Raw genomic sequence first — 17,545 nt, forward strand, 5'->3', positions numbered from 1 at the left:
ACCTGTCACGAAACGAAGGGGGTGCGCCATGACGTGCGCCGGGTGCGGACCGCCCCTTCCCGCCGGTGCTGGCCGTGGTCGACCGGCCCGCTACCACAACGCGGCCTGCCGGCAGCGCGCCCGGCGGGCCCGTCCCGGCCCGCCAGCCCCGAACGTGGTGAAGGCTGACCACATTCAGGGCGGTCCAGTCGACAGTCCGATGGCGGCGCGGGCGACTCATCGGGCAACTCCAAATTGTAGATAGCTGCTGACTCGGCAACGCTGGCGCGGGTCGACTCAGTTAGGGTGTCTCTGCCTCGTTAAGCGAAACGTGATGTTGGGGAACCCAGTGGTTGACCTCGAAGTAGACATCAGCCGTGGGGGGAGGTTCAGAGCTCGCAGCTTTGGGTGTCTGCCGCAATTCGCCGTGAATTACCACTGGTTGTGTGACCTGGTCAACTCCAAGCTTAATTGTAAATTCTGCTGTTTTGCTGTCCCGAAGCTGTCCGACTGTGGCCTTTAGATCCTCGTCAAGGTCGTTGCTCAAGGTTAGCCACCCGTTGATGGATACCCGGGTGGCCTGGGTGACGATTGCGACCCCCGGATTGTGGATTATCGCGGTGGATGATCGACGGTGGTCGAAAGTTACCCCGCAGTCGAACTCCAGCTCTCCAAGCTTTATCGTGCCGGACCGGCGGTGTTCTGGGAAATTGACGGGTCCGTGTACATTGAAATACGTTTCTACGCTCAGTTCAACACTCACCTTTGGCGGAGATGGAGGTCTTTGCAGGGTATTTGACGGTATCGTCGGCTTGCGCGTGGCGCGAATTTCGTAGTTGAGTACTTCGATTTCCGGAAGACTGACGGCGGGGATGAGGATCTGCAAAAGTTCTCGCCGCTTGGCTGATCTCGTTCTAGTTGCCGCGCGCCATGGAACTTCAAAGTCTGTAGGATCCCCGCCTGCTTGCTTGATGACATACGGCGCACGGTCAGTTGTGAAGAATAGTCCAATAACGGCTTGGCCGTCAGCTACGTATACAATAATATCCCTCATTTCGGGAGTCACCTCATCGAAAAAGCCCTCGATCTTTGGCCACCATGCTTGGAGGTCGGTCGATTCCAATCCCTGCACGGTGCCGTCTTTGCCGTCGATGCCAATAATCCAGACCACTTCGTCTCCGCGTGCCGCGTTGCAAAGCGCCGCAATGCGTCTTGCGGTCTTTCTGTCAGCATCTGGAAGTTCTGACTTTAGCTCGACAAATAGGTCTTCGTCGCCTCTATTCTTTTTTCTTGATTGTTCCACTTCGAATGTGATTCTTGCTTCCATCTGCTGTTTGGTTCGCACTCGTTGATGCTAATGCGACGCCTATCCGCCTGCCTGGATGGCGCGCCGGGCCGAAGGTGCGTTTCATACCGGGCCACTTCGGCGACCGCTCAAACACGCCAGGTCGTCCGGCAGGGAGAGCAACGACGACGTGACAGCAGCATGAGGGGGCGGTCGGCACGTAACGCTGACCGCCCCTCACTGCGCTGCGGCTACTCCTCGGGAAGTTCCAGCCCATACAGTGCCGCGACTGACCGCGCCCACGCACGGGACCGTAGAGGAGCATGGGCCAATTGCTGCCGCGCCCACTGCTGTGGCGTCGGGATCGGCACGCTCAGATCGCTTGTGCCGGGTTTGGGCTCCCCAGTGGCACGGTCACCCGCCCTGCGGCGTGCTGCCGCCCGTGTGGGCGGCTGAGAGTGTCGGGCGGTGCCCGGTCGAGGCTGGGGCACTGACGCGGCGTCCGGCGGTGTTTCCGGGTCGTCGGGGCCGACGTGCCGCGCGCTGGTCGGGTTGTTCCCCGGGATGCCGTGATCGGCGTCGGCGGGTGCGGTGTGCCTGCTGTCCTCGGTCGTGTCGTGCCGGTCGCCGTTGTGGTGGTGGTAGTCATGGTCGCTGCCTTTGCGTAGGGGTGGTGTGCTCGGTTTCGGATGACGTGTGGGGTGGTCGGTCACTGGTGTGTCACCTCCCCTCGGCCGGTGGCGGGCCGTCAGAGAGGGAGTCGGGAAACTTCCCCCGCGCACCCCGATTTCGGGGGGTTTCGCTGCCTCGCGCGGTGCGGCCTCCCTGCCTCCCTGACGGGCGTTTGCGCAGGTCAGGGCAGGGAGTTTCGGCCAGGGAGTCATCAGGGAGAACTCCCTGACTCCCTGACGACTCCCCGCCCGCTTCCCTGTCCGATGCGTCCGTCTCGCGGACGGACAGCGCGGCGTCCACGTCCTCGGCGCGCACGACCATGAAGCCATCGGACTTACGCGGCACGATGCCCATCTCCGCGAGCGCGGCGGTCAAGTCACCGGCCGACCATCCCTCGTACTCGCCCGGGTTGTGTTGGGCCAGCCGCGACAGCACGACCTGTGTGCGCACCCGGCGTCCGCGCCGCATCACCTCCACGAGATCGGCGAGAAGGTCCACCTCTGCCGAGGCCGGTCCGATCGCCGGTCGCGCGCTGGACTCGATCGCGCGGCCGACTTCCTCGACCAACGCCATCGCGCGGGCGATGACCGGCGACACGTCGTCGGCCCCGTCTTCCAACGGCACGTAGAACGTGCGCACCAACTCGAAGGTCTCGTCAGTGATGCCGACCGCCACGCAGGTTCCCCGGTCGGTGTTGATGCGCAGCTCGGTCGCGCGGATGCCGGCCGCGTACTTGCCCGACCCCAACAGGCCGTCGTTGGCGACCTGATCGGCCACCGAGAACGCCACCCCACAGGACACGTTGCGGGTGACCTCACGCGGGATGCTGTCCTTGGTGGGCGATTGGGTCGCCAGCAACAACACGATGCCGTACTTGCGGCCCCGCTTGATTAACCGAACCGCCAACTCGGCCGCCTTCTTGCCGAACCGGGGGTGTTGGAACAACTCGTGACACTCATCGATCCCGCACACCAACGGATGCAGCCCGAGCGCCCGCTTGTCGGCCAACTTGCGGGACACCTTGGGCGGCCGGCCAGGCTGCTCACCCAACAACTTCCCGCGACGCTCCATCTCGGACAGCAGATCCTCAAACGCTTGGGTCGCGGCCTCGGCCACGCTGTCGTCGATTCCCATGTGGTAGCGGGCAAGACGCGGCGCGAACGGGTCGAAGTCGGGTGACTGGCCCATCACGAACACCCACAACTCGGCCGTGGGATCCAACGCCGCACCGAGCAACAGAGTCCGCAGCGCGGACGACTTGCCTTGTCCGGGCCGGCCGCCGATCAGCCAGTTGACGCCGATCAACGGAGCGTTGATGAGCAGGCCGCGTTGCGACAGGCCGAACGGGACACCCTCGAACAGGTCGACCTGCCCATCACCGACCAACGGCCATTCGCCGGCACCGCCCCGCAACACGCCCTTGTCCGCGACCCACAGGTCCAGGATTCCGTCCTCATCTCCCTTGGTGGGCCACGTTTCCAGCGACGCGCGCCCCAAATTGGCGGCCAGCTTCGAGCGCCGCGCGGCGACCATGTCCGCCGTTACACCCATCGGTAGCCTGATCTGAGCGAACGTTCCGTCACCGTCCTTGCGGGCCGCGACCGGGTAGACCAGCTCGCCACCGTCCTTATAGAACCGATCTAACGGAGTGATTCCCAAGTGCGCCAACGCCTTCGAGATCATCCGCTCATCGACCCACGAGTCAGCATCTGTCCGATCAGGACGGACAAGCCACCCGGCGCCAGGCACCTTGTCGCGGCCCTCGAACGCCGAAGCGACCACCCACACCATCGGCGCCGCGGCCGCCAAAATCGGTTCCACCAAAAGGAAAGCCGCCCACACGGCATCCATGAACGAGTACAGGCCGGCCAACCACGGCCACATCGACGAACGGTTCACAAAGGAATCCACCATCCATAGGACCACGGCCACCGGGCCGACCAACCGTGCCGCGATCACCGCGCGCCGCACCGCGATACCGACCTTCGCCCACCGCGCGGTGGCGTCCGAGCGGATCAACTCCTGAGCGTCGCGGCGCGCGGCGGAGTCCCCGGCCAACCGAGCGCGCCGCGCGTCGGCCCGAAGATCGGCGTAGGTGGCCCAACTCCAGAACTTGACCAGCCACCGCCAGTGACCCCGCACCACGAACCACACCAGCCGCGCCGCATCGGCCGGTGCCTTCCGGACCCGGTAGGCCACCACCGCCCGCACACGCCGCCCCGAAGACGATTCCCACACCCGCCGCGCCCGCGTGGCCAGAACTCGCCACACCAGACCAGCCAACCGCGTCATGGCCGCCCCGGCGTTACCCGCGCGGCCCCTCTCGGGTAGACGAGCCAACGCAGCGGCGGAGCGGGTGTCCTCGGCGAAATCCGCGTCAAACACTTTCCGTTCCACGGCGCTGCCGTGATGATCGGCGGCACCGTTCACCGCGCCGTTCACGTCGTGGTCGTCTCGATCGGAGGTCATCGGCCAGCACCCCCGTTCGGTTCGGCCATTGAGGCGGCCAGCGTTCGCGCCAGCCGGGAGGACAGACCCCGTGAACACCCCGTTGCCTCGCGCACCCACGCGGGTGTGATCACCACGTCCGGCGTCCACGCGGCCTGAGCAACAGCCAGGTACTGAGCGAACGACGTCCGCCCGCCCGACCGCGCTGAGGTGTCGACCGCCGGATCGGGCACCGCAGGTGCCGGCACGGCCGTGTCCGCCGGCACCGCCGTGTCCGCAGTGTTCATGAACGCCGCCGTGATCGCCTGGCCCAACTTGTCTCGCAGATCGGTGACCGCCTCGGCTGCGACGAACACCACCAGCGGCGGCACCGAGTGCAGCACCACCAACGCCGGGGAGCAGGCCGTGAACGCCTGCCAGGTGTTCATGACGTAGGTGGCCGCGAGCGTGAACCACTTCGCCGCCCGCACCCATCCACCGGTCCGCACCCGGTACCGGGCGGTGACCTGCTCGGCCCGCAGGATCGCCAACAACACCAGTGACACCATCGGGTCCAACAGCCACGCCGACCACCACGGCAGCGACCACACCACGGCACCGTTCGCGGCGAACTGCTGAACGTTGGCCATCGTGAACGCCAGCCCCAACAGAATCCCCGTCCAGCACAGCCGGTCCACCTCGGCGGCGACGTGTTCGACCGGTTCGGCCCCAGCAGGACGAACCGGCCGCCGAACCTGCTCCTCCGTCTCGGATGCGGTCATCGGCGACCACCGCCCCGGCGGCGCGGCATGTCGTGCGTGGTGACGGTCAACGCGCGGGTGATGGTGTAGGAGGCGAATAGCGCCGGCACCCCGAGCACGACCAGGGTCAGCCACAGTTCCGGGCTGTGGGCGAGTACGACCCATTGCACGCCGGCTACCAGGCCGGCGGTGAATGACACCCGCCCGAAAAGCGACACCAATCGCGCCGCCGACCGCGTCGCCTCGGCGGCAGCCTTCGCCCGACGCGCACCGGCCCGCCACACCCACAGCAACACCAGCAGCGCGCCGACCCCGGCCATGATGTCCACTGGGCTCAAGTTGAGCGTGGTCATCACCGACCACCCGCCCGTCCGGTGTCCCGCCGGTCCCGCCAATGCAGATAGACCGCCCGCCGGTCAGCCGGGCTCAGCGGCCCCCACACGCTGCCGATGGCGTAGCCGTGAGTCCGGAACTCCCACTCCAGGCACTCCCGTTGCACCGGGCACCCGGCGCAGATCGGCTCGGCCAGTGCACGATCGGCGTCATCGTCGCCGGTCCACTCGGGTGTCTCGCCGCTGGTGTCCACCCAGCCACACGACCCCTGATAGCGCACAGCGTGCGCCAACTCCTCCTCTGACGCCGACACGTAGTCGTCCAGTTCAGCGGCGACCGCTGCGAAGTGCTGATGGTTCACAGGGACGCACCCCCAACGGGGCCGTCCGTAAGGTGCGCCACAACACAGGCGGGAATCATCAACTGGCCACGCCGTCGGACCGCCGGCAACAGACCGATCCGGACAGCACGGCATACGCTGGCCTGGCTGCATCCAGTCAGCCATGCGACTTTACCGACAGAAATCAGATCAGAACGAGAATACTTCATGATGGTTGGTCCTTACTTGATGGTTTCGCCCCGCCGGTTTGCGGGCCGCTGCAATCAAGTAAGCCGTCAGGAGGCGGCAACCACTATGTTGAGATGGGAATACCGGAATGTCGGGTCGAGAATATCCCAGGTGGCGGACGTGTTTAAGGGCGGCAACATTCCGAAAAGGAATATTGCCGCCCATATATGCATGGCGAGAATGTTGATCTTTGCCGTACGATGAGTGCTAGCTTCATACGCAGCTCACGGCCGTTGTTGATCTAGTGTTGAGCGATAACTTCACGCAGCAGCGCACGGAAGTCCGCCCCAGCGCCCGGGCCGTAGGTTTCCAGCTCATGCGCAAGTTCGCTGCCGACCATGACCAGGGAAGGCAGGCTCTGACGGCCGCTCTGCAACGCCTCGATGCCCAGCGCGTTGGCGGCTTCGATGTCGCCTCTCCGTGCAGCAATGACGGCGAGCGTCAGTTGCGCCTCCTGACTTCTCATAGGGGAGACGACGACCCCCTCGGGGGTGATGCTACGTCGGATTACCTCTTGCGCGTTGCGCTCCGCCAGCTGATCTTCACCAACAATCCGATAGGTGTCCATCGCATAGAAGTCCCACTTATCCGGATCCACCACGAAATGGTTCTCCGGCCTTTCGGGGTAAGGAAGCATATCGAGCCGTTCGCGACCGTTCTCTAGCGCCGCGTGCACATCTTTCGGCATACCCATACGGGCGTAAGCCTTAGCCTGCTGACCAAAGAGTTGGACGGCCACAGAATGTGACGGTGCCAGCGCGATGCCAGTCTCGGCCGCCGAAATGGCCGCACGGTAGTTTCCTGCGGTCAGGTGAAACCAGGCCAGCATTTCGTAGCCCCATCCCATAATCGCTGGCTCGCCCGAGTCTCTGCCCAGTTCTAGCGCCATCCGTCGAGTCGCTTCAGCTGAACGGGCGTCGCCCACGTCATACTCAAGGCAACCGACAAGAAGGGAGAGCATGCCCGCATTGTTGAGTATTTCACGATGTTGGGCCAGTGTGAGGCGGTTGTCGAGCAATTCTGTCACCTTGCCCAGCCAATCCCGCCCCGTGTTCATTAGGTCGTAAGCATCCCTGTGTGCATAGTCGCAACACAATTGTTCAACGGTGATATTGAGGGCATCGAGCGTCGCCGGGTTAATCGAGGATGACCGCAGGCGTTGAATCAGCTCAAGCGTGTCCATGCCCGTGTTTGCAACAAGGATTTCGTCTCGATTTTGCGCAACCACAACGCCACTGTTGGCACCATTGGGATGTTGGCGTCCGACGACTTGTAGTCTACTCTGGCCTGGAAAGTCAAACCAAAGCATGTGTTGTGGGAGGTGCAGCGCCCGGGCGTAGCTGCGGAGCGTTTCAAGGTTCTGCTCAGCCTTCCCGTTTTCAAGCTTGCTTACTTGAGCCTGCGTCAGACCGAGCCATCGGCCAAGTAGCTCCTGGTTTAGAGCCTTGCCGAACAGCTGTAGGTGTCGAGGATGGTTACGGTACGCCCTGAAAATCCTGCCGATGTGCTGACTCTCGAATGCCGCACGAAATTCGTCAGTCTCGAAAAACTCGTCCCTAAGCTGTGTGGGCGGGGTGCGAAGCTGATCACGCTGTTCCCTGTGGCACCGGCCGCACAGACGTGCGGTGTTGTCGGCTGCGAGCTGCGTCCCGCAGCCCTGGCAGCCACGTCCGCCCGATGCGGCGGCCTCCTGATTCCCCTGGTGGCCGAGTGAACTCATGTGATCTCCGAGTCTCCGCGCCTACATCCCCACTGGCCAGCGTACATAGCAGCACAGGTACCCACCAGTGGGGTGAAACTTAGGGCGCCGACCGGCGCCGGGCCTGCGGTTATTCCTTCGCCGGCATAGCCCATGCGCGGATCGATATAGACCGCAAGCAGAGGCGTCGCGATTATTGAGATCGCTAATTTACTTGACGTCTAGAGAATGCCGACCCGTTGGGGACATGGAGAAAGAAGCTGAAATGAACACAACAGACGCTGAAGCGGCTGCCAATCCGTGCGCATGATAGTCACGGCATTGCTTTCAACTGGTGTGGCCCAAGTGTCCCACGGTATGACCGAGTCGCTTGCCCTCATGGACGAGATTTTAAGCATCGAGCACTCCGATTGGGAGTCCGTCCTGTCCGTAGGTGACATCGAATTTCGCACCAGCAGGGACGGTCCGTTCCCCAACCATCAGATGCGAGTCAGTGCTTCACCGTCCGCAGGCTACGCGGCATTGAACTATATGGATCACGACGATCCGGAACACCCCGTAGTTAACTCGTTCAACCCGAGACGTCCACTTCCGGACGTATTTCTAATTTTCAATGGAGCCATTGGCTCAATATTTCCACGTACAGCGGCTGTGCCCATCGCGGACGCGCGAAGGGCTTTGGCTGAGTGGCTAAAGACGCGAACTCGGCCGACTTGTATTGAGTGGCGACCTTACGACATTTACTGACCTTTGCTTTTCTTGTGCCACGAAATTGATTCCTTGTGGCTCGCTGCCTATGTCCGCACTTGGGGTTCGGTAGGGCCAAATTACCGGGGAGGTGAGACGGAATGACTGGACCTGTGGTCAGAACTTTTCGATGGTTGCCTGCCAACGGTATGCGACACGCCGTGCCCGGTGGCCCAGTGACGCCGGGCACGGAAGTCATAACGCTGATCGGCGAGCGTGTGACAGTGCCAGCGCAACGGCTCAGCTCAACGTCACCCGAGTGGACGTGGTTGACATGCCGCGGCTGTTGGGACGAAGCCAAGAAGTGCACCCACGTTTCCCTTGCAGGGCTTGGAATTTGCCAAGCAGTCGCAACTCAATCGGCACCGCCTGCATCATGCCGGAGCAAGCACAGGTCTTCGTGACGCGCCACACGATTCGGGCAATAGTTCCGCCATCACGGGAGATCAGCATGAGCACCTCTGACGATCACAATCCGCCCGAGTGGACCCGCAACGCTTCGTGGAAACCACCCGATGTGGACATGGAGAACGCAAGTGCCGCACGCATGTACGACTGGTACCTCGGCGGGTCGCACAACACCGAGGTTGACCGCATCAAGGCCGAAGAGGTCTTGCGAGCGCAGCCCGAGGCGCGCAAGGCTGCGCGACACAACCGCAGTTTCCTACGCCGTGCCGTCGAATACGGCCTCACGCGAGGGATCCAACAGTTTCTCGATCTGGGTTCCGGTCTGCCCACGGCCGGGAACGTGCACGAGATCGCCCAACGCGCCGTGCCGGACGCTCGCGTGGTCTACGTCGACAACGAACCCGTCGCCGTCGCCCACAGTCTGGACCTGCTGCGCGACAACCAGCACGCCACCTGTGTCCGTGAGGACATCAGGCGGCCCAACAGCGTCCTTCACCACCCGGAGACCAAACGACTGATCGACTTCTCGCAACCGCTGATGGTGCTGATGTGTGCCGTGCTGCACTTCGTCCCCGACGAGCACCGCCCTGAAGAGATCGTGCGTGCCTACTCGGACGCCTTGGCCTCGGGCAGCTATCTCGCTCTCTCACACGCCACAGCCTCCGACTACCCCGACCGGCTCGCCGACGTGGTGCAGATCTACCAGCAGACGCAGAACACCTTGCACCTACGGTCCCGGTCACAGATCACCGCGATGCTCGCTCCGTTCGATCACCTGGTGTTCCCCGGTGTCGTCTACACGCCGCAGTGGCGACCGGAGCACTGGGCCGACATCGGCGACCCCGCCGAGTCGCTGGCGTTCGCGGCGCTGGCCTACATGTCCTGATACGTAACGCTTGGAGCCTCTTTTCCATGCCTCCGCACCGCCTCTCTCTCGTCAACCGGGTCGCCTTGCTGCGCCGGTCCTACACCGGGGAAACCGACTCCTCTTTGTTGCCTGCTGTCGAATCCGGTCTCCGCTCGTTGACCGGACACGACCGCGTGGCGATCTTGGAGACCCTGAACGGCGGCTTCGAGACCCGTCTGCTTGGCGAGAACTCCCTTGTGCCGCTGGACAATCACATCCGGCGCGCGTTGCTGGCCGACGCAACCGAGCCCACCCAACAGCAGTTGGAAGCCGGGATCCTGTTCGCGCTAGGCAACATCGCGCCGTACCAGTGGCCCGAAACCACCGTGGAAGCGCCTATGCCGGTGTGCATGATGGTCCGTCCGGACAGCGACGGCACACAGACCGTGCTCCACCTACGTGCGTCCGCCCCACTGATGATCGCGACCCTCCTGCCCCGCGTTGTGGACGGCACGGTGCACGGACTCGCCGGGCTACGCGCACGGATGTGCCGCCGGAATGTGCTGCTCCATCTTGCCGACAGCAGTTCGCCGGGGTCCGTCTCGCTGTCGAGCACCACCTATAACCGCTGGGCCGGCATGCTCGGCTTCGCCCGCGTGGTGACCGGCCACGAGTGGCCGGTGCCGTTCGACACGCCAGTCACACAATTGGAACGCGCGGCGATCGCGGCCGGTCGCGTCCCCGGGCCGGTGCCAGTAGCCAGCGCGCTCCTGCGTCGCCTCCGGATTCTGGGCACCACCGTGTGGTTGACCATCCAACCCGACGGCTCCACCGGTCTCCGCGTGAGCTGGTCCGGAGGACGCACGGCGGCCCAGGTCGCCACCGCGCTTGTCCACCCATTGACCGGCCTGCCAGGCGACCAGTTCATCGTGACGCCCACGGGCGACGAAACCATCACGATCACGGCTCAGGGCACGGGCGGGGCGGCAACGGTGCGTGTCGTTCTTCACCGGGCACCACTGACCGCGCCGCCACCGTTCACACGGATCGACACAAAAGCCGCATGGGCGGAGTTGGACCGCGTGATGGACTCACCCCACCCGAGGCCAGCCAAACCGGCGGCGTTCGCCAGTTGAGAACCGCCTACCAGCAGAGGCTGACCGCTGATCGCATCCGGTCCACGCTGCACGGCAAGATGGGAGGGAACAGCACAGCGGCCCGCCGCATGATCGTTTCAGTCGTGTCGGTGCCCCGCCCTGGGCCTAGGAGGAGCTGTGACGGATTACAGCAGGTCAACGCTCGACCTAGAGCGCATTAGAAAATTCGTGGTTGTGGCCGAGGAGCTGCACTTCGGGCGGGCGGCCGAGCGCCTGCTGATCGCCGGGCCGTCGCTGTCGCAGCAGATCAAGGCCCTGGAGCGGGACCTCGGCGTCGTGCTGTTCGAGCGCAACCGCCGTGGCGTCGCCCTCACCCAGGCCGGTGCCACCCTGCTGCCCCACACCAAGGCCCTGTTGGACCAGGCCGCGGACCTCCAACGCCGGGCCGGACGCCTGGCCGGCACCGAGCAGGTGCGCCTCGGCTACGTCAACTGGCGACCCGCCGACCTCCGTGCGCGGGCCGCCCCCGCCGCCGAGCTGATCATCGACACCTGGGTCGTGCCCTCCCACGCCCAGGCCGCCCGCGTCGCCGAAGGCAGCCTCGACCTGGCCATCTGCTGGATCCGCAAGCCCGACCTCGAACGCCTGGCACTGGCCTCCCGGCTGCTCGGCGTCGACCGCCTCCACGCGGTGACCGTCGGCGAGGACGAGCGTCCCGTTCGTGCCTCGGACGTGCTCGTGCCCGTCGACGACGACCAGACTTCCTGGTCCTCGTGGAACGCCTACGCCGAGGAGTTCGCCCGGCACACGGGCGCGCAGATCGTGCGCATCTCCGACGGCGGCATCACCGGCGAAGCCTTCGTCGACCACGTCCGGCGTCTGCGCCGGCCGGTTTTGAACTCCCCCAAGGGGCAGGAAGTGCTGCTGCCACCGGATCTCGTGCGGCGGCCCATTGTGCAGCCGACGCCGCTGTGGACGTGGTCGCTGGTGTGGCGGCGGGAGGAGGTGCGGCGGGCGGTGTTCGACACGGTGGAGGCCGTGATGCGTGGGGCTGAGGCTTGGGGCGACGGTGAGCTGGACGGGTGGTTGCCGGTGGATGATCCGTATTTGGTGTGAGTGGGGTAGGGCTGCGCTGCGCGTCGGTGATGCCCGCGTCGCGGTCTTGCGGCTGTCCACTGTGGACTAATGGTTCTCCCCGGCCAGATGGGCCAGCAGGGCGCGACGGGCGGAATGCACGTGTTCCTCGGCTGTCCGCGCGAGAAGTTCGGGCTCCTCACCCCGGATCAGCGCGGCCAACTCCCGGTGTTCGGCCACCAGTCGTGCGAGGTAGTCCTCCGGGGCGGCGGCGATTCGCCGCAGCTGGAACAGGCACACCTGGGACCGGACGGCCTGCCAGGCCTGGACCAGCCGACTGTTGCCGCTGGCGGCGTACACGGCGTCGTGGAAAGCGATGTCGAGCGCCAACAGGTGCGGGCCGCCGCGGTCGATGTCGGCGGCCATCGCCGTGACGATGTCGTCCAGCGCGGCCAGGTCGTCGGGGGAGGCCGTGGTCAGGGCGGTCAGCGCGGCGAGGCGGTCGAGCGCGGCCCGGACCGTGTAGACCTCCTCGACGTCGCGCGGGGTCACGTCGATCACGGTCGTGCCGCGGTGCCAGGCGCTGTGCACCAGGCCCTCGCGCTCCAGCAGCGCCAGCCCCTCACGCACCGATCCGCGGCTCACGTCCAGGTCGCGGGCCAGGTCCACCTCGCGCAGCGGGGTGCCGGGCGGGAAGGTGCCGTCGAAGATCGCGTCCCGGATCCGGTCGGCCGACTCCTCGGCGAGACCGCGGCGGGCGGCCCTGGGCAGGCTCATGTCCTAATGTTGACATTCGAACATGGAGCCCGCAAGGTGGGGACATGACCTCGCGCCCCGCCTTCCACCTCGCCATTCCCGTCGACGACCTGGCCCGCGCCCGCGCCTTCTACGGCGGCGTGCTCGGCCTGTCCGAGGGCCGCTCGGCCGACCACTGGGTGGACTGGGACTTCCACGGCCACCAGGTCGTCACCCACGTCGTCGCCGGCGCCCGCGCCGAGGCCGGCCACAACCCGGTCGACGGCCACGACGTTCCCGTGCCGCACTTCGGTCTCGTGCTCACGGTCGAGGACTTCCAGGTGCTGGCCGACAAGCTGCGCGCCGTCGACACGAAGTTCGTGATCGAGCCCTACCAGCGCTTCGCCGGCGAGCCGGGGGAGCAGTGGACCATGTTCCTGCACGACCCCGCCGGGAACGCCCTGGAGTTCAAGGCGTTCCGCGACGAGGCCCAGCTGTTCGCCAAGTGACCCAACTCGCCCGAGAAGGCGGGGTTGTCAGCCCTGTTCGGTGCGGCGGATCATGTCGGCCAGCAGCTCGCTGGCGGTGTTCTTCGGCTTGTTCTCGGCCACCGACAGGGAGGTCTCGGTGCGCTGGACGCCCTCGATCTGCCACACGCCGTCGATCAGCAGCTCGCGCAGGTGCGTGTGGTCGCGCACGCGCACCCGGACCAGCATGTCCACGCCGCCGGTGACGATCATGACCTCTTCCACCTCGGGCAGCTCGGCCAGCTTGGTCATGATCGTGCCCTGCTCGAAGCCCTGGCCGGCGGTGACGGTCAGATAGGCGATGGTCGGGTAGCCGAGCGCGCTCCAGTTGAGCCGCACGCCGTAGCCCTCGATGACGCCCTGCCGGTGCAGGCGGGCGATCCGGTCGGCCACGGCCGGCGCGGACATGCCGAGCTCACGGGCGAGGCTGCGCTGCGAGATCCGCGCGTCCTGGCTGAGCAGCAGCAACAGCCGCAGGTCGATGGCGTCCAGCTGGGCCGGCTCGACGGCCGCCGCCGCGTGTTCGCCGATGCCGCCGAGCGGCTTGACCCACTCCATGGTAACTCTCCGTCACTTGATTGGTGTCTGGACGCCTTGATGGCCGATATGTAAGGTCAGTTGCGGAGCTCTCCTGGCAATCGTAAGGACATGTCAAGGCGGGGTGGTTACGTGATCGACTGGACCACACGGCTGGCGCGGCGCACCAGCACCACGCCGGACCTCATCGGCGGCATTCTCGCGCTGGCCGGCGCGCGGGACCTGATCAACTTCACCGGCGGCTTCCCGGATCCGTCGCTGTTCCCCACGGACGTGGTCGGCGACATCGCCCACAAGCTGATCGACAACGACGCCGCGGTGGCGCTGCAGTACGCGGCCAGCGAGGGCATCGCCAGCGTCCGCGCGGCGGTCGCCGACCGGGTGGCCGTGACCGACGGGCGGCGGCCGGGCGAGGCCGAGTTGATGATCACCAGCGGCGGCATCGACGCGATCTCCTTGATAGCCAAGAGCTTGCTCGACCCCGGTGACGTGGTGGTCGTCGAGGAACCCAGCTACCTCGGGGCCCTCTCCGGCTTCATGGCCTTCGATCCGACGCTTCGCGGCGTCCCGCTGGACGCGGACGGCCTCGACGTGGACGCGCTGGCCGTGCTGCTGCGCGAGCTGCCGACGCCGCCGAAGGTCGTCTACACCATTCCCGACTTCCAGAACCCCAGCGGCCGCACCATGTCCGTCGAGCGGCGGACGGCGCTGGTCGAGCTGTGCCGGCGGCACGGGGTTCTGATCATCGAGGACGTGGCCTACAGCCAGCTCGGCTTCGACGACGAGCCACGGCCCAGCCTGTGGTCGCTCGGGCCGGACGTGGTCGTGCAGATCGGCACCTTCTCCAAGGTGTTCTTCCCCGGCGTGCGGCTGGGCTGGGCGGCCGGGCCGGCGGCGATCATCGCGCAGCTGTGCGTTGCCAAGCAGAACTCGGACCAGTGCGCCGGGGCGTTGGGGCAGCGGATGGTGGAGGAGTACCTGCGCGGCGGGCACCTCGACGAGCACCTGCCGCTCGCCCGCGCGCTCTATCAGCGGCGGGCCGATGTGCTGATCGGTGCCCTGGCACAGCATTTCGACGGCCTGGGCACGTGGACCGTGCCGCAGGGCGGCTTCTTCAGCTGGCTGCGCGTGCCCGGCGTCGACACCATGGCGCTGGCCGACACGGCCCGGGAGAGCAAGGTCGCCTTCGTGCCGGGCGCGGGCTTCTTCCCCGCGGGGCGCGACAACGAGCACCTTCGGTTGTCCTACAGCAGGGTCAGCGAATCCGACATCGAGGAGGGCGTCGTCCGGCTGGCCGCCGCCGTCCGATCCATCCGGGAGAGGCCATGACCACCAGCTCAGAGCATTTCAGCACCGAGGGCGGCGGCACCCCGACCGCGCCCGGGCGGTTCGTGGACGTGAACGCCATCAAGGCGATGACCCTGGTGCCGGGCCTGGACTTCCAGCCCGTGCTCGGCGAGAGCCTGCTGCTCAACTTCGCCTCGTACGAGCCGAACACCGAGGCGCCGATGCACAGCCACGCCGAGGAGCAGATCGTCATCGTCACCGAGGGCGAGTTCGAGTTCACCATCGACGGCGACACCCGGACCATGCGGGCCGGCGATGTCGCGGTCGTGCCGCCGTGGGTGCCGCACGGCGCGAGGACGCTGGACACCACCTGCAAGGAGATCGACGTGTTCACGCCGCCGCGGTCGACCCTGGTCGACTACGCCGCCACGCAGGTCGAGGGTTCGAAGGTCGAGGACTGAGCGTGGATCTGGGTCTTTCCGGCCGCCGGGCGATCGTCACCGGCGGCTCCAAGGGCATCGGGCTGGCCGTCGCCGCCGAGCTGATCGCCGAGGGCTCCGCCGTGGCCATCTGCTCCCGCAACGCCGAGGAACTGGCCTCGGCCGCCGCCTCCTTGGGCGGCAACGTCTTCCATCAGGTCTGCGACGTCACGGACGCCGACGCCGTACAGTCCTTTGTGGATGCAGCCGCCGATTCCCTTGGCGGCGTGGACATCCTGGTGAACAACGCCGGCCGGGCCCATCCCGGCAACTTCGAGACGCTGCGTGACGAGGACTGGCGGGCCGACCTCGACGTCAAGCTCTTCTCGCAGATCCGCTGCTTCCGGGCCGCCCTGCCGCACCTGCGGGCCAACTCGTCGCCGCGCGTGATCAACGTCAACTCCGTCTACGCCAAGCAGCCCGATCCCGCGTTCTTCTCCACCACCGTCGTCCGCGCCGCCTGCGTCAACCTGAACAAGGTGCTCGCCCAGGAGTTCGGCGCCGACGGCATCCTGGTCAACAGCGTCAACATCGGCTTCGTCGACACCCCGCAGTGGGGCAACATCCACGCCCGCCGCGCCCCCGCCCAGGACCGCGCCGAGTTCCTTGACGGCCTCGCCGCCGCCGAGGTCCCCCTTGCTCGCTTCGGCCGCGTGGACGAGGTCTCCGGCCTGGTCGCCTTCCTCGCCGGCTCTCGCGCCGGTTACATCACCGGCGCCGTCATCGACGTGGCCGGCGGCATGGGCAAGTATGTGTAGGTGCCCGGCCCGTGTCCGCACTGTCGTGCGAACTCGTCTGGGCTACCACATGGCTGTCCGACGCCAATGATCTGATCGCGCCCCTGCTCGGCCTGCCGCCACTGCCGGTTGTCGAGTGGCCCGACGACGATCCTGCCGAATTCCCCGGCGTGCACTGGAAGACGCCGTTTCTCGTGGCGTACGCGGCCGGCCATCCCTTCGCCTGGGTGGACGACGAGCTTGGATCGGCCGACCGTGCCTGGGTTTCCGCACGTCATGGCGGAGACGCGCTCCTGCACAGGGTTGATCCGCGCGTCGGCCTCACTCTCGACGATTACGCGACCCTCGCCGAGTGGCGGACCCGGTTGGCGGATTGACCGGCGGCAACGGTACCAGCGCCGACGCCGTGGCCAACGGCGTGCGCGCGGCCCTGGACGGCCTGAGCCGGACGACCGTCCCGCACGACAAGTCCGCCACCAACTGAAACGGTCACCGGGGCGCGTCTGGTCGGGCGCGCCCCGGTGATCCAGAATGGTGTTCATGCCCGATTTCGACGAGTCCGTGGACGTCAGCCGCCCCAATCCGGCCCGCATGTACGACTACTACCTGGGCGGCGCCCACAACTTCGCCGTGGACCGGGAGGCCGCCGACCGCGTGCTGGCGATCCTGCCCGAGACCCGCGAGTTCGCCATCCGCAACCGCGAGTTCCTCCAGCGGGTCGTCCGCTTCCTGGCCGCCGACGCCGGCATCACCCAGTTCCTCGATCTGGGTTCGGGCATTCCCACCGTCGGCAACGTGCACGAGGTGGCCCAGGCCGTCGATCCCGGCAACCGCGTCGTCTACGTCGACCACGAGCCCGTCGCCGTCGCCCAGTCGCAGCGCCTGCTGGCCGGAAACCCTTACGCCGCCGTGATCCACGCCGACGTCCGTGACCATGACTCCATCTTGAGTCACCCGGAAACCCTGCGGCTGTTGGACTTCTCCCAGCCCCTCGCCGTGCTGATGCTCCAGGTGCTGCCTTTCATCCGCGACTCCGACGATCCCGGCCGGGTGGTCGCCTCGTACCGCGACGCTTGCGTGTCCGGCAGTTACCTTGCCCTGGCGCACAGTTTGTCCTTCGACTACTGGCCCGGAGCCGTCGCCGAGGCCGTCGACATGTACACCAGGAGCACCCATCCCCTGAACCTGCGCAGCCCCGACCAGGTCGCCGCGTTCTTCGCCGGCTACGACGTGGTCGATCCCGGCGTGGTCTTCACCGCCGTGTGGCGCCCCGAGAAGCCCGTCTCCGACGACGAGGCCGTCGGCAGCCGCGCCGTCGCGGGCCTGGGCCTACTGCACTGAGGCCA

At 66.2% G+C, this 17,545-nt stretch carries 19 protein-coding genes and 1 pseudogene; 12 read left to right on the forward strand and 8 right to left on the reverse strand.

The features are described from left to right. Positions 1-280 precede the first annotated feature (280 nt). From AB0M73_RS20285 to AB0M73_RS20310, 6 genes are all read right to left on the reverse strand, one after another. Positions 281-1,324, reverse strand: a complete 1,044-nt coding sequence (locus AB0M73_RS20285) for a hypothetical protein (protein WP_363892476.1) — start codon at positions 1,322-1,324, stop codon at positions 281-283. A gap of 660 nt (positions 1,325-1,984) precedes the next feature. Further along, positions 1,985-4,405: an FtsK/SpoIIIE domain-containing protein gene (locus AB0M73_RS20290; protein WP_363892478.1), complete on the reverse strand. Its 2,421-nt coding sequence runs from the start codon at positions 4,403-4,405 to the stop codon at positions 1,985-1,987. Beyond that, complete coding sequence (locus tag AB0M73_RS20295; protein WP_363892480.1) at positions 4,402-5,145, reverse strand: hypothetical protein; 744 nt, start codon at positions 5,143-5,145, stop codon at positions 4,402-4,404. Before AB0M73_RS20295 ends, AB0M73_RS20290 begins: the two co-directional genes overlap by 4 nt. Continuing rightward, positions 5,142-5,477, reverse strand: a complete 336-nt coding sequence (locus tag AB0M73_RS20300; protein WP_363892482.1) for a hypothetical protein — start codon at positions 5,475-5,477, stop codon at positions 5,142-5,144. Before AB0M73_RS20300 ends, AB0M73_RS20295 begins: the two co-directional genes overlap by 4 nt. After that, a complete protein-coding gene (locus AB0M73_RS20305) occupies positions 5,477-5,818 on the reverse strand; it encodes a WhiB family transcriptional regulator (protein WP_363892484.1) in 342 nt (113 codons plus the stop codon). Before AB0M73_RS20305 ends, AB0M73_RS20300 begins: the two co-directional genes overlap by 1 nt. A 448-nt stretch (positions 5,819-6,266) precedes the next feature. Then, positions 6,267-7,745 carry a helix-turn-helix transcriptional regulator gene (locus tag AB0M73_RS20310; protein ID WP_363892486.1) on the reverse strand — a complete coding sequence of 493 codons (1,479 nt, stop codon included), beginning with the start codon at positions 7,743-7,745 and terminating at the stop codon, positions 6,267-6,269. A 357-nt stretch (positions 7,746-8,102) separates the two neighbouring features. On the opposite strand from AB0M73_RS20310, the gene AB0M73_RS20315 reads away from it, so the two are divergent. The 5 genes and pseudogenes from AB0M73_RS20315 (at position 8,103) to AB0M73_RS20335 (ending at position 11,939) form a co-directional block, all read left to right on the forward strand. Then, complete coding sequence (locus AB0M73_RS20315) at positions 8,103-8,471, forward strand: Imm1 family immunity protein (RefSeq protein ID WP_363892713.1); 369 nt, start codon at positions 8,103-8,105, stop codon at positions 8,469-8,471. A gap of 149 nt (positions 8,472-8,620) precedes the next feature. Continuing rightward, a pseudogene (locus AB0M73_RS20320) lies at positions 8,621-8,707 on the forward strand (hypothetical protein); the annotation flags it as partial. A 23-nt stretch (positions 8,708-8,730) separates the two neighbouring features. Beyond that, positions 8,731-9,765 (forward strand): SAM-dependent methyltransferase, encoded by a 1,035-nt coding sequence (locus tag AB0M73_RS20325; RefSeq protein ID WP_363892488.1) that lies wholly within the window; start codon positions 8,731-8,733, stop codon positions 9,763-9,765. Positions 9,766-9,791: 26 nt separating this feature from the next. Continuing rightward, entirely contained in the window at positions 9,792-10,862 is a 1,071-nt protein-coding gene (locus AB0M73_RS20330) for a hypothetical protein (RefSeq protein WP_363892490.1), read from the forward strand. A gap of 138 nt (positions 10,863-11,000) precedes the next feature. After that, positions 11,001-11,939 (forward strand): LysR family transcriptional regulator, encoded by a 939-nt coding sequence (locus AB0M73_RS20335; protein ID WP_363892492.1) that lies wholly within the window; start codon positions 11,001-11,003, stop codon positions 11,937-11,939. Between the two features lie 66 nt (positions 11,940-12,005). On the opposite strand, the gene AB0M73_RS20340 is transcribed toward AB0M73_RS20335, so the two are convergent. Continuing rightward, positions 12,006-12,674, reverse strand: coding sequence for a GntR family transcriptional regulator (locus tag AB0M73_RS20340; protein ID WP_363892494.1), 669 nt, complete (start codon positions 12,672-12,674; stop codon positions 12,006-12,008). 44 nt (positions 12,675-12,718) lie between these two features. On the opposite strand from AB0M73_RS20340, the gene AB0M73_RS20345 reads away from it, so the two are divergent. Continuing rightward, the gene (locus AB0M73_RS20345) at positions 12,719-13,141 is read left to right on the forward strand and encodes a VOC family protein (protein ID WP_363892496.1); all 423 of its coding nucleotides are present in this window, start codon (positions 12,719-12,721) and stop codon (positions 13,139-13,141) included. Positions 13,142-13,168: 27 nt separating this feature from the next. On the opposite strand, the gene AB0M73_RS20350 is transcribed toward AB0M73_RS20345, so the two are convergent. Next, positions 13,169-13,717 (reverse strand): Lrp/AsnC family transcriptional regulator, encoded by a 549-nt coding sequence (locus AB0M73_RS20350; RefSeq protein ID WP_363892498.1) that lies wholly within the window; start codon positions 13,715-13,717, stop codon positions 13,169-13,171. Between the two features lie 111 nt (positions 13,718-13,828). Here AB0M73_RS20350 and AB0M73_RS20355 point away from each other — a divergent pair, with 111 nt between their 5' ends. Genes AB0M73_RS20355 through AB0M73_RS20380 form a run of 6 tightly spaced genes read left to right on the forward strand, consistent with a single transcriptional unit; the run spans position 13,829 to position 17,540 of the window. Then, positions 13,829-15,025 (forward strand): PLP-dependent aminotransferase family protein, encoded by a 1,197-nt coding sequence (locus AB0M73_RS20355; protein WP_363892500.1) that lies wholly within the window; start codon positions 13,829-13,831, stop codon positions 15,023-15,025. Next, positions 15,022-15,444 (forward strand): cupin domain-containing protein, encoded by a 423-nt coding sequence (locus tag AB0M73_RS20360; RefSeq protein ID WP_363892502.1) that lies wholly within the window; start codon positions 15,022-15,024, stop codon positions 15,442-15,444. Before AB0M73_RS20355 ends, AB0M73_RS20360 begins: the two co-directional genes overlap by 4 nt. A gap of 2 nt (positions 15,445-15,446) precedes the next feature. Beyond that, positions 15,447-16,220: an SDR family oxidoreductase gene (locus AB0M73_RS20365; RefSeq protein WP_363892504.1), complete on the forward strand. Its 774-nt coding sequence runs from the start codon at positions 15,447-15,449 to the stop codon at positions 16,218-16,220. Positions 16,221-16,231: 11 nt separating this feature from the next. Then, the gene (locus AB0M73_RS20370; RefSeq protein WP_363892506.1) at positions 16,232-16,576 is read left to right on the forward strand and encodes a hypothetical protein; all 345 of its coding nucleotides are present in this window, start codon (positions 16,232-16,234) and stop codon (positions 16,574-16,576) included. Continuing rightward, the gene (locus tag AB0M73_RS20375) at positions 16,552-16,683 is read left to right on the forward strand and encodes a hypothetical protein (RefSeq protein ID WP_363892508.1); all 132 of its coding nucleotides are present in this window, start codon (positions 16,552-16,554) and stop codon (positions 16,681-16,683) included. The genes AB0M73_RS20370 and AB0M73_RS20375 overlap by 25 nt, the downstream gene beginning before the upstream one ends. Before the next feature lie 56 nt (positions 16,684-16,739). Further along, positions 16,740-17,540, forward strand: a complete 801-nt coding sequence (locus AB0M73_RS20380) for an SAM-dependent methyltransferase (RefSeq protein WP_363892510.1) — start codon at positions 16,740-16,742, stop codon at positions 17,538-17,540. Positions 17,541-17,545: the final 5 nt, after the last annotated feature.

Source organism: Kutzneria sp. NPDC051319, from assembly GCF_040682195.1.
Taxonomy (GTDB): domain Bacteria; phylum Actinomycetota; class Actinomycetes; order Mycobacteriales; family Pseudonocardiaceae; genus Kutzneria.

Bases quoted from the DNA above. Each gene is read 5' to 3' on its own strand.
- AB0M73_RS20290 (WP_363892478.1), bottom strand. From the start codon at position 4,405: ATGACCTCCGATCGAGACGACCACGACGTGAACGGCGCGGTGAACGGT.
- AB0M73_RS20295 (WP_363892480.1), bottom strand. From the start codon at position 5,145: ATGACCGCATCCGAGACGGAGGAGCAGGTTCGGCGGCCGGTTCGTCCT.
- AB0M73_RS20300 (WP_363892482.1), bottom strand. From the start codon at position 5,477: ATGACCACGCTCAACTTGAGCCCAGTGGACATCATGGCCGGGGTCGGC.
- AB0M73_RS20310 (WP_363892486.1), bottom strand. From the start codon at position 7,745: ATGAGTTCACTCGGCCACCAGGGGAATCAGGAGGCCGCCGCATCGGGC.
- AB0M73_RS20315 (WP_363892713.1), top strand. From the start codon at position 8,103: ATGGACGAGATTTTAAGCATCGAGCACTCCGATTGGGAGTCCGTCCTG.
- AB0M73_RS20330 (WP_363892490.1), top strand. From the start codon at position 9,792: ATGCCTCCGCACCGCCTCTCTCTCGTCAACCGGGTCGCCTTGCTGCGC.
- AB0M73_RS20340 (WP_363892494.1), bottom strand. From the start codon at position 12,674: ATGAGCCTGCCCAGGGCCGCCCGCCGCGGTCTCGCCGAGGAGTCGGCC.
- AB0M73_RS20345 (WP_363892496.1), top strand. From the start codon at position 12,719: ATGACCTCGCGCCCCGCCTTCCACCTCGCCATTCCCGTCGACGACCTG.
- AB0M73_RS20350 (WP_363892498.1), bottom strand. From the start codon at position 13,717: ATGGAGTGGGTCAAGCCGCTCGGCGGCATCGGCGAACACGCGGCGGCG.
- AB0M73_RS20360 (WP_363892502.1), top strand. From the start codon at position 15,022: ATGACCACCAGCTCAGAGCATTTCAGCACCGAGGGCGGCGGCACCCCG.
- AB0M73_RS20380 (WP_363892510.1), top strand. From the start codon at position 16,740: ATGCCCGATTTCGACGAGTCCGTGGACGTCAGCCGCCCCAATCCGGCC.